The organism is Candidatus Micrarchaeota archaeon, from assembly GCA_021163225.1.
Classification (GTDB): domain Archaea; phylum Micrarchaeota; class Micrarchaeia; order Anstonellales; family JAGGXE01; genus JAGGXE01.
Genome location: JAGGXE010000012.1, coordinates 1 through 10,549 on the forward strand (window position 1 = coordinate 1; position 10,549 = coordinate 10,549).

At 47.4% G+C, this 10,549-nt stretch carries 7 protein-coding genes and 2 tRNA genes; 5 read left to right on the forward strand and 4 right to left on the reverse strand.

Annotated features, from left to right (window positions below):
- Nucleotides 1–110: 110 nt before the first annotated feature.
- Nucleotides 111–1,553: an amidophosphoribosyltransferase gene (gene purF, locus J7K41_00920; GenBank protein ID MCD6549260.1), complete on the reverse strand. Its 1,443-nt coding sequence runs from the start codon at nt 1,551–1,553 to the stop codon at nt 111–113.
- Between the two features lie 189 nt (nt 1,554–1,742).
- Between purF and J7K41_00925 the strand changes: the two genes are divergently transcribed.
- Together J7K41_00925 and J7K41_00930 are read left to right on the forward strand one after the other, a co-directional pair.
- Nucleotides 1,743–1,843, forward strand: a tRNA-Pro gene (locus J7K41_00925).
- A 2-nt stretch (nt 1,844–1,845) separates the two neighbouring features.
- Nucleotides 1,846–1,928 (forward strand) — tRNA-Leu (locus J7K41_00930).
- 25 nt (nt 1,929–1,953) lie between these two features.
- On the opposite strand, the gene J7K41_00935 is transcribed toward J7K41_00930, so the two are convergent.
- The 3 genes from J7K41_00935 to J7K41_00945 are packed head-to-tail and all read right to left on the reverse strand — an operon-like array spanning nt 1,954 to nt 6,378.
- Complete coding sequence (locus tag J7K41_00935) at nt 1,954–3,909, reverse strand: DEAD/DEAH box helicase (protein MCD6549261.1); 1,956 nt, start codon at nt 3,907–3,909, stop codon at nt 1,954–1,956.
- A gap of 25 nt (nt 3,910–3,934) precedes the next feature.
- Entirely contained in the window at nt 3,935–5,047 is a 1,113-nt protein-coding gene (locus J7K41_00940; protein MCD6549262.1) for a DUF763 domain-containing protein, read from the reverse strand.
- Between the two features lie 23 nt (nt 5,048–5,070).
- Nucleotides 5,071–6,378, reverse strand: a complete 1,308-nt coding sequence (locus J7K41_00945) for a sodium-dependent transporter (GenBank protein ID MCD6549263.1) — start codon at nt 6,376–6,378, stop codon at nt 5,071–5,073.
- Between the two features lie 108 nt (nt 6,379–6,486).
- On the opposite strand from J7K41_00945, the gene J7K41_00950 reads away from it, so the two are divergent.
- From J7K41_00950 to gatE, 3 genes are all read left to right on the forward strand, one after another.
- Complete coding sequence (locus tag J7K41_00950) at nt 6,487–7,197, forward strand: N-acetylmuramoyl-L-alanine amidase (GenBank protein ID MCD6549264.1); 711 nt, start codon at nt 6,487–6,489, stop codon at nt 7,195–7,197.
- Between the two features lie 113 nt (nt 7,198–7,310).
- Nucleotides 7,311–8,681: a Glu-tRNA(Gln) amidotransferase subunit GatD gene (gene gatD, locus J7K41_00955; GenBank protein ID MCD6549265.1), complete on the forward strand. Its 1,371-nt coding sequence runs from the start codon at nt 7,311–7,313 to the stop codon at nt 8,679–8,681.
- Between the two features lie 20 nt (nt 8,682–8,701).
- Nucleotides 8,702–10,549, forward strand: a 1,848-nt coding sequence (gene gatE / locus J7K41_00960) for a Glu-tRNA(Gln) amidotransferase subunit GatE (protein MCD6549266.1), incomplete at its 3' end; no start/stop codon positions are given.

Sequence of the window (10,549 nt, forward strand, 5' to 3'; positions counted from 1 at the left end):
ATATTGGTAACCATTTATCATGAATTAAAACGCGGAAGACGTAAACAGTACAGCGGTGGTTAGGTTGGGGTTGTGAGTCGGGATTTTTAAACTTTCTTTGAAGGGTTCGCTCAATTCTTGTTTTGTTTCGATTCTTGTTTCATCTTGTTTGCCATCTCCTGAGCCGTTTCGGTCGGGTAACTATCGATCAGGCACGAGATGCAGAGGTCATTCAACCCTATACCGTTGATCAGGTCTTCTATGTTCAAGAACGCTAACGAGTCAGCACCCAACCACCGGCAAAGTTCATCAGTATCGAATCTGAACGATGCCAACTCTTCGTACGATGAGATGTTTATACCGTAGAAACACGGTGCGATTATCCTCGGTGTAGCGATCCTCAGATGAACCTCCTTTGCACCGAACTCCTTAAGCAACGCCACCAATTTTTTCGCCGTTGTTCCGCGTACAATGCTGTCGTCTATGACAACCAATCTTTTACCTTCTACGTTCTCCCTTACTACATTGAACTTTAATCTAACGTTTTTCTCCCGCATGTTCTGGTGCGGTTGTATGAAGGTTCGTCCTGAATACCTGTCGGGTATCAGCCCTTCCCTGTAAGGTATTCCGCTTTCCTCCGAATATCCTATGCTGTAGGGACGCGACGTGTCCGGCACGGGTATTACGTAATCGGCGTTGACCGGTGCGACCTTTGCCAGAAACCTTCCTATACGCACGCGTGTGGTGTAAACGTTTCTACCCTCTATCACACTGTCCGGTCTCGCAAAGTAAAGCCATTCGAACATGCAATGGTGATGTTGCGTCTCGAACAGGTTTATCATATCGAACCCGTCTTCTCTTACGATGATCACGCTTCCCGGTGGTACGTCACCCTTGACCGGTATCCTCAGCATGTCCAACGATACGGTTTCGCTGGCTACGATGAACGTGTCATCATTGTATCCGTATACGAGTGGACGTATGCCCAAAGGGTCCCTGAAAGCAAACAGTTTATCCTCACCGGTCAACATCACAACCGAGTAGGCACCGTCCAACCGTTTCATCGTGTTTTCAATGGCTCTTATCTCGTTTTTCGTGTTGTAATATTCGTCGACGAATGCGTAAAGTATAGTTTCCGCATCTATGTCTGTATCGAACCCGTACCCTTTTGATTCCAACTCTTCCCTGAGTATTTCGTAATTGGCGATGTTACCGTTATGAGCAAGCGCTATCCCACCGAGCGGATGTTTAACCTCGACAGGTTGCGGAGCATAAGAGGACCCAACCGTCGAATACCTTGTGTGACCTATGGCTGCGTGCCCTTCCGCGAATTCGTAATTCTTTTCCTCTCGGATGGATGACACGGGACCGAACACCTTACATCTGTAGAACTCTCTACCGTTAAACGTCACCAAACCAGCACTGTCCTGACCCCTATGCTGAAGGAAATGTAACGCCGTGAGCGTCAACTCTTTTACGTCCTTCTTATGCTTCGAGAAAACGCCCACAACACCACACGCTTCTTTGAGTGCTCTTTCTTTTCCGCACGTTCGAAGTTTTTTAATCTTGATCATGGCAACACCGTGCAAAACCTAGCACACTGGAGTAATGGTACACATTCTAAGGAGATTAATACCTCCGAACAGTGAAACACCAAAGTAAACCACTATTTATAATAAGAAAAAATAAATTTATAAACAAATCGCATCCAATAAATCACATTCTAAAGATGTCGTTGAGAAGTAGGCAGATACTGTTGAGATGGGGCCGTGAGGTAACCTGGCATCCTACCGGCTTCGGGAGCCGGCAATCCGAGTTCAAACACTCCCTCCGCGAGAGAGTGGGATAAATCTCGGCGGCCCCATTGCAGGGGTTCCCGAGCGGTCAAAGGGGCACGGTTCAGGGCCGTGTGGTGTAGACCTTCAGGGGTTCGAATCCCCTCCCCTGCACATATCTCCGAACGGTGAAAAAGAATCAGAACAGTGTTTGTTCCATCTGTTTCTTTGAAGCGTACGCTTCCGCATCTTTAGCGATCTGTTCCATTCTTTTTTCACGTGCCGAAGCTATTCTATCCCTTATCTGATCAATAGACACCTTACCATCGGGTAACCTCGTTTTAAGTTTGATCACGAACCCGTTCTTATGTCTGCCTACCCTTCCCTCCCTCTGCTTTTTAACGACCGGTGTAGCGGTATGGTCGTAGAAGTACGCGTTGTCTGCATAGAAGTTGAACCCTTCGTAAATCGTGGTCACCAACACGTCAAACTCACCGTTTCTGAACCGTTCAACTATCTCTTTCTGTCTTTTTCTTGTATTCCCCTTCTCCTGACCTAGGAACACGCCCACCTTCCTCCCTGTTACGCGTTCGACTTCTCTGGCAATCACCTTAGCCATTTCTCTATACCTTACGAACACTATGTCTTTCTCGCCTTTCAGTTTAAGTTCATTGAGCAGTAACCTCAGTTTTGGATGTTCCATGTCTGTTTCTATCAGTTTGATGAGATTGTCGATGAACCGTTCCTCACGAAACAGCGAGAATAACGGGATACCAGAATAGTATTTTGATTCGCCGTCTGTCACGGTCATGAGAATCTGTTTGACAAGTGTCAACCTCTCTTTCTGCGATTCTGTGAGGATGGCTTTGTTAGCCAGGTACATCCTGTAGAATGCGTACCACCTTTTCTTTTCCAACTCGTAGAAATCTCTGTTGTTGATCAGGAACTCGATCTGTTCATCCAGTTGATCCGTATCTTCGTAGAATTCAACTTCGTAACCGCATTTAGTTAGATAGTTTGCGTTGATCCGACGGACCTTTTCTAAAAGCCTTGTCTCCCCGTCTGTTCCGACTAACAATCTATCGATGAACGATAGGAAGATCGTTTTACCTTCCGACTCTATGTACTCCCACATCTGTTTCAGAAGACGGTATTCGTACAATCTCCTACTCAATTCCCTTCTCAGTTCTCTGACGTTGACACCTTTGATCCGTGACTTGATATCTTTGATCTCTTCCTCGGACAGGTATCCCCTCCTAACCGTTTCATCGTCTATAAACAGGTTCTCTTTAAAGCAGAGCAACGTTTTTTCCACCTCGGTTTTAAGCATGTTTCTGATGGTTATGAACGGTTCCGGGAGCATAACGTACCACGATTCCTCCATACGCTCAAAACTGTATCTCGTCATTTCTCTTGAATACACCGGTATGACATGGGTTTTGGTTATTCCGAAGGTCTCCAGGATCTCGGTCATCTTCTCGGTTGTCGGTGCCAATGAAGCGCTTAACAATACCCTCTGTATACCCAGACTTTTGCATAAATCGGCTATCTTCACGTAATCGTAGTTGCCCGTTCCGTGGTGCGCTTCGTCGAATATCACCAGTCCGAAGGTTGAGAGGTCAAACCGTCCCTTCGCAATATCGTTTACAACGGTTTGCGGGGTACCGAACACGACATCTGCATCGTGATACACCTTTGCACGTTTTTCACCGGTCTTCTCTCCGGTCACTATACCTGTCTTTACCGTCATCATTCGTCGTATCTCCTTCTCTTCCTGTTGATGGGATAACACTACCTGGGGTGTAAGAAAGAGTACCTTTTTACCCGTGTTTTCTTCCAGAAACTTGTTGATTATCATTGCCGCTATAACGGTTTTCCCAGTCCCCGTGTCGGCAATGATTGCAACATTCTTGTGTGCGATATACTGTTCAACAGCATCCAATTGATATTTCCGTCGATGGATAGTCATCGGTTTTATGTATCTTCCGGACACGTAACCCGGCTTGGTTTCGACACTCTTTCTACGTGCGAGTTCGCGTTCAAACCTCTCCTTTTCTACTATCCATTCCCTCTGTTTACGTTTAACCGTCTTTTCATCGTATCTGTTCACGAGGTCTGGAAACAGTTCTAACTGTACCGGTTTCACAGATTTCATAACATAATTCTGTATTTCCACACTTTTAAACCTTCTCCGTACCGTTTATGAACCTGTGCAGTTTTTCTAAAAACTTCGGTTGTGTTTCCAGGGCTTCCTCTAGCATGGTTATGGAAGCGTCGTAGGTTTCTCTGTCAACAGGGTAGGGATGTCCGTCCTTTCCGCCGTGGGCAAAGGAGTATTTCACAGGGTCGTCCCAATCTATCTCCGTACCGTAGACGAGTTGCGCTATCAGGGCAAGGGCTCTGAGTTTCTTCGGTCCGATACCCCTTTGTAGAAGCAGGTCTTTGAACTCGCAGTTACTCGTTTCCAGACGACGGCGAACGTTGTCCAAAAGAACGACCTCTTTAGACGAGAGCGACAGTTTCCCGTAATCAACGCTGTGATGCCTCGGCATACGAACGAATTTGGGTCCTTCCTTAATATCTCTGTCAACGAGATCTCTCAACCTGTGTTTCGCATATTCTCTTTCGATGACCACATCTATTATGTCCCTCCGTAATTCCGTGTTCTCTTCCGAAACAAGGTTTAACACGTTGTTCTTTCGTATGCTCGATATGATGTTTTCGTCAGGCGCTTCTGTGATGTTCTGTTCGTTGAACCAATGGTACCTTCGTGCATATGCGTTATCCATACCCTGTTGAATGACGCAATAGTTACCGTGCTCATCGAATATGAACGCATGATGATACAACGTGAATCCGTCCTGAACACAGGAGTTATCCACCTTGGCGATCAGTTTACTCTTTTCGACGAATTCTTCCGTTACCCTACCGGGCAACGATAACAGTTCGCCGAAACGGTTTATCTCGTCTGGTGTGTTGAGAGAGGTTTTACCTTTACCCCCGGCCACAACCAAACCGAACTCTTCCGGTTGTTTGTTGATAGCGATTTTGAGTGCGGCTGTCGTGGTCGTGGTAGTACCGCTCGAATGCCAATCGAACCCGAGCACACAGGATAACGCCTGAAACCATAACGGGTCTGCCAACCGTTCCAGAAACGTCTTGGTCCCGTATTCTGTAACGATGTACTTTGTCACCGTACCCGCCAACCTAACCATACGGTTGAACAACCATCTCGGCGCATGACCTGTGTGAAGCGGCAGGTCTGTTACACCTGTTTTTTTCGGATATGCCATCTTTTAACATTTTGGCTTTGCCTCTATAAAATGTTTTTGATTGTCTGATAGAACATGACCACTGCAACCAAAGGAAGGACGATTTTGACCCATAACACAACAATTCTAGCAGTTCTTCTACCGAGCCCGTACCGTTGTAGAAATCTTGCAAAATCTTCCGTGTTCCACAACAACCCGAGCACCGTGATAAGCATTATTACTACCGGTACTGTGAGATTTACGAAGTAATGGTCGTACATCTCGAGACACGGGTGACCGCCGCACCGGAAGTTCATAGGCGTGTATCCGAGTGCTACGGGTAATCCCAGTACGAACAGCAGACACATGATTACGGGGACAACGGTCCTACGTTCGAGTCCGACGATTGTGTGGATGTTGTGGTACAGGTATTCTACGACTGCGATGATCGATGTGATCCCTGCGATGAACAGTATGAAATAGAAAGTTCCGCCTATCACGTGTCCCATGGGCATGGTATTGAATATGTGGGGTAATGTCACGAACGCCAGTTCAGGACCCTCGCCGGGGTTGAGTCCGAAGGCATGCACAGTAGCAAATATCATCATCCCTGCAACGAGCGCTATCGTCAGGTCTGACAGCGACACCGCTAACGCGTCAACAACCGGGTTGGAACGTTTTGAATACGATGCATAGGTGAGCGTTATCCCTACACCTGCGGAAAGAGAGAACGTTACCTGAGCCATGGCCAGCAACCACGTCTGTAAATCTTTCAACGAATCAAAGTTACTGGTGAACATGAATTCTATGCCGTCAGTACCGCCGGGGAGATTGAGCGCATAAACGAGGATGATGACCGTCAGAACGACCATCAACGGTATTAACAGTTTAACAAACCGTTCTATACCGCGTACCCCTAAGGCCACTATGCTTCCCGAGATGATGAGCACCGCTACCATCATCGGTACGGTGAGATAGGACTGTGTGTATTCATCAAGGGTCGGCAGGTTACCGGTCAGGGCAAACAGAGCATAGTTTAACGTCCATCCTACGAGTACTACATAATAACTCATCACGACTATCCCGAACAACAGCGGGAACACGATCAACATCCCTAACCTATGTTTCTTGAGCAGTTGATAGAAAGAGGTTTTGAACCGTTTACCTAGCGACATCTCGAGAAACAGGAGGGGCGCACCGGCGGTTATCAGAAGAACGACGTACGCCACTATAAACCCGCCACCGCCGTGCGCCCCGACGACGTACGGAAACCTCCAGTAATTGCCCAGACCCACCGCCGAACCGACAGTGGCGAGTATGTAACCCAACCGTGTAGACCAACCGTGTGCAGATCTCTTACTCACCACTTTCATTGTTTATCATCTTCTTTGTTACCTTTATAAAAATAACTTATAGCAGTCTGCAAAATAACTAGATAAATAACTAGAACCATTTTAAACCTCAGGATACATATTTGACCCATGGGGTTTTATCAGTTCCCGGTCCGTCACGGTAACCTGCATGCGGTATACCTTCTCGATCCCAAATACAGATTTACTTATTACATGTTCGATAAGGACCCTACCGAGATCTATATCCATTGGACAGGGGATCACGTCAGGTCCCTGGAAGAGGTGTACCGTGAAGGTGTGCAAAGGTTCGGGCAACCGATGTATCATTTCATCATTAACCGGAAGGGTAGGATCTATCAGACGTTGCCCATCAACGTTAAAGGCGTCCATACCAAATATCATGATGACCATTCGTTCGGTATAGCGTTGCATAACGTGGTTTCGCCGTCCTCTTTTACCCCTGCTATGAAGTACTCTTTGGATGCGCTGGTATCCTATCTCAGCATTCGTTATCCCATCCGTGAAGTCAGGACGCATTTCGAATCGCATGTCCGTTCTATAGAGGAGGCGCTCGAGACCGTTGGATTGGATCGGCGTGTTCTTATAGACCCTGACGAAGTGGACCAACTGCTCAACATGTTGACTAAGGAACGTGTGGAACGGTTCAAAACCGAACTGAAGGGTAGACTCGATGAGATCGATCCCGGTAACCTGTTTGTTAGAGATCTGTTGGAACAACGTATAAACGAGATCGATAACTGCCCCGGCGCGTACGTGATCAGACGCGTTGACCTGTCCGAACTGTTAGAAGAAGTCATGTCCGAATTGGATGAACGGTAATCCAACGATCTTTTTGGGTCTTAAGTTGGATCAAAGTACCTTTACCTCGCCTGTTCTGACCTTTAAATGCCTGTTTTAAACCTTTAAATAATTATCTACATAAATCTTAAACCATGTACTCCGAGTTTCTGAGGCGTTGGCTTAGCGATGCGGACATAGATGTCTACGATAGGATAGAGGTTATCAGGGAAGGTGCGGTTTACACTGGTCTGTTGATGCCGCGTCCGGAAACGGGTGACCCGGACTGTTTGGTCATTAAACTGTCTAACGGGTATAACATAGGTATACGGATATCTAAAGAGGATGTTGAGAACGGTTCGGTCAGGATACGTTTGATAGAGAAGTTCTCGGGGAAACATCGGACGCCGGGTAAACGGACTACGAAGGAGAAGGGTTCGCAACACAGCGGTTTGAAAAAACGTGAGGGCAAGGTCTATGTGTTAGGTGCCGGGGGTACGATATCGTCTCATGTGGAGTATCTGACCGGCGCGGTTCACCCGGCGATGAGCGAAGATGAGTTGCTGGCAACGTATCCTGAGATCTCGGAGATTGCGAACATACATGCTGAAACGGTGTTCTCGGTATTGTCCGAAGATATGACACCGTCCCATTGGTCGGTATTGGCCGGAAAGGTTCGGGACGCTATCGAAGACGGTGCGCGCGGTGTTGTAATAACCCATGGAACCGATACCATGCATTATACGTCTGCTGCGTTATCCTTCATGCTCCAGAACCTTCCCGTACCGGTGATATTGACAGGTGCTCAAAGGAGTTCGGACAGAGGTTCGTCAGACGCGCGTCTTAACCTATTGGCATCGCTCATCGTTGCCAAATCGGATTTCGGCGAGGTGGGCGTTTGCATGCATGCTAACATCAGCGACAATTTTGCATACGTGCATAGGGGTACAAAGGTGCGTAAGATGCATACCAGCAGAAGGGATGCGTTCAAATCGGTAAACATGTTACCGGTTCTGCGTGTTGACCCGTGGTCCAGGACGATAGAACCTTTGAACCCGTACAGAAAGACCGATCCGAAGACGTCTTTAAAGTTCGATAACCGGGTCAACGACAATGTTGCAATGGTCTACATTCATCCCGGTATCAAACCCCGAATGTTTTCCGCGTTGTCCGAATACGACGGAATCGTTCTGGTCGGTACAGGGTTGGGTCATGTTTCAACAAATCCGTTCAACGATAAACTGTCGGTCCCGGTGATAAAAGAGATTAGGGAATTGATAGATTCGGGCATACCGGTTGTAATGTCTTCACAGACCATCTACGGAAGACTTAACCTGAACGTCTACACCGCTGGACGTCAACTGAAAGAAGCGGGTGTCATCGGGCATCTGTGTGATTGGACGCCTGAGACAGCCTATGCAAAACTCTGTTGGGTGTTGGGTCATACCAAAGATATGGAGACGGTCAAGAGGGAGATGGAAACTAACATGGTGGGTGAGATATCGGAACGAAGCATTGTATTATAGTTGATGGTCGGTGGTTGCGTATGAATGATGATAAAGGTTCGAAGGGTAAGAGGTCTGATGTCGAAGTAGACATTAAAGGGTTTAAATGCGGACTGGAGATCCATCAACGGTTGGACACGCATAAACTCTTTTGTAACTGTCCGTCGCCTCCTCCGGAGAGAGAACTCGATCATCCGGTCAAACATATTACCCGGAGGTTACATTTTGTAAAGAGCGAACTCGGTGAAACGGATCGCACCGCCCTGTTCGAAACATCCAGAAACCCTGTTGTTACCTATCAGTTCGACAACGTTACTGCCTGCGAAGTCGAACTCGATGAAAGTCCGCCGATGGAACTCAACAGAGAGGCGTTGAAGATCGCGTTGACCATAGCTAAATTGTTTAATGCGCGGATCGTAGATGAGGTCCACGTGATGCGTAAACAGGTGGTAGACGGTTCCAACACTTCCGGGTTTCAGCGTACTGCAATCGTTGCGATGAACGGTTACGTTAACACGAGCAAAGGTAAGGTAAGGATAGATACTGTGTGTTTGGAGGAGGAAAGTGCTGGTATAATTGATAAAGATAGTAAGGTATTTTCTTTAGACAGGTTGGGTATACCTTTGGTCGAGATATCCACCGCGCCGGATATCAAAGACCCTGAGCACGCGAAGGAAACGGCTGAGAAGATAGGAGCGATACTGCGCCTTGCAAAGGTGCAGAGGGGGTTGGGTACCATAAGACAGGACGTTAATGTTTCGGTGTCTGATGGTGCCCGTGTAGAGATCAAAGGTGTTCAGGACCTGTCACTGTTGCCGACGATACTTGTGAACGAGGTTAAACGACAGCGTAATACCGTCAAACTGTACAATGAGAAGATCAAAGGTCTGCTTGACAGGAATAAACAGGTTATGGTCATAGAAGTAACCGAATTGTTCGATAGAACGGAATGTAAAGTCATCAGGTCACAAATCAAAAAAGGCGGGATAGTGCTGGCTCTCAAACTCGTCGGATTTAAAGGCGTGCTGGGTACAGAGTTGGTGCCGGGTGTACGGTTCGGTACAGAACTTGCTAAATATGCGGCAGCTGCGGGTGTGAAAGGTATCATACATTCTGATGAGGACCTGGACAGGTACAATCTTGATGTCGAAGAAATATCTACCGTCAGGTTGGCTCTGGATATGAATGAAGATGATGCGTTCATCTTGATAGCCGGTGAAAGGGAGACGGTTTACCGCGCAGTCGATCTTCTGATCTACCGTCTGTTCTACCCGGGTGTGCCTGAAGAAACGCGTGCGGCGCGCGGCCCGGTGACGTTGTTCATGCGTCCGCTACCGGGCCGCGCCCGCATGTATCCGGAGACGGATATCCCCCCTATACCGATTACATCCGATATGTTAGCATCTCTGCCCAAAGTTGAGAGTTTGGAAGACGTGATAAACAGGTACGAAAGGTTGGTCGGTAAAGAATACGCGAAACGCGTGTTAAACTCTAGGTACAGAGAACTTTTTGATACATTGGTGTCCGACGGGTACGACCCTAAACTCGTTGCCAACATAATACTTGAAAAACTCGTCTCTCTACGTAGGGAAGGGTTGGATGTGAACATGCTGACTGCCGGGACCGGTGCAACGATACGTAAAGTCCTTGACCTTTACAAGGGAGAGGTTATCGTTAAATCCGCGATTGAAGAGGTGTTGCGTAAGGTTTGCGAAACAGGGTTCTCTCCGGAAACCGTTGTAAAGGAATTCAAGTTGAAGCGAATTACGGGTGACGAACTGGAGAAGGTTGTCAGAGATGAAGGGTACGATATGAAACGCGTGATGAGCAAGTACAGATTGGTCGTATCACCGGAGGATGTGATCGCTATCATCAAGAAACACAACAAA

What these genes read in the sequence shown, in the direction of transcription:
- purF (MCD6549260.1), bottom strand. Translation starts at nt 1,553, where the DNA reads ATGATCAAGATTAAAAAACTTCGAACGTGCGGAAAAGAAAGAGCACTC.
- J7K41_00935 (MCD6549261.1), bottom strand. Translation starts at nt 3,909, where the DNA reads ATGAAATCTGTGAAACCGGTACAGTTAGAACTGTTTCCAGACCTCGTG.
- J7K41_00940 (MCD6549262.1), bottom strand. Translation starts at nt 5,047, where the DNA reads ATGGCATATCCGAAAAAAACAGGTGTAACAGACCTGCCGCTTCACACA.
- J7K41_00945 (MCD6549263.1), bottom strand. Translation starts at nt 6,378, where the DNA reads ATGAAAGTGGTGAGTAAGAGATCTGCACACGGTTGGTCTACACGGTTG.
- J7K41_00950 (MCD6549264.1), top strand. Translation starts at nt 6,487, where the DNA reads ATGGGGTTTTATCAGTTCCCGGTCCGTCACGGTAACCTGCATGCGGTA.
- gatD (MCD6549265.1), top strand. Translation starts at nt 7,311, where the DNA reads ATGTACTCCGAGTTTCTGAGGCGTTGGCTTAGCGATGCGGACATAGAT.